The following is a 557-nucleotide window of genomic DNA, read 5'->3' as shown; positions in this document are numbered from 1 at the left end:
CCTGATGGGTATGTTGAACCATCTGGTTTCTTAGGCGTTACAATCGCATCACCATTTGGTTTGCGTGTGATTTCAATCTTAGCTGGTTTTTCAGTTCTTGGTGCATTTGGTGTTACCTTAGCTGGAGTTTCTACTGGAACTTCAACTGTTGGTTGACCTGGCTCAGTAATCTTACCTGTACCTGGGACATCTTTCTTAGGAAGTTTGTCATTTGGTACTTTACCTTTACCATCTTCACCGATTTCAACAGTGATTGGACCATCTTCACCTGGGATTTCTACCTTAGTTCCTGGTGGGAATGTTGATCCATCTGGTTTCTTCGGTGTTACTGTAACGTCACCTGTCTTAGGATCTTGTTCAACATCTACTGTTGGTGTCTTACGAGCTGGTGTTGTTACATCTACTGGTTGTGATGGTTTCTTATTAGGTTCTGTTACTTTACCTGTACCTGGGACATCTTTCTTAGGAAGCTTGTCATTTGGTACTTCACCTGAACCATTGTCGCCGATTGTGACTTCGATTGGTGTGTTGTTTTCACCTGGAATCACTACCTTGCT

At 42.7% G+C, this 557-nt stretch carries 1 protein-coding gene; it reads right to left on the bottom strand.

What is annotated here, in order from left to right:
- A partial coding sequence (locus QM877_RS10210; protein WP_414318328.1) for a hypothetical protein occupies positions 1-557 on the bottom strand: 557 nt, incomplete at both ends.

This window comes from Streptococcus infantis (assembly GCF_047463655.1).
Classification (GTDB): Bacteria; Bacillota; Bacilli; order Lactobacillales; family Streptococcaceae; genus Streptococcus; species Streptococcus infantis_Z.
This window is presented reverse-complemented; position numbering and strand designations above follow the sequence as displayed.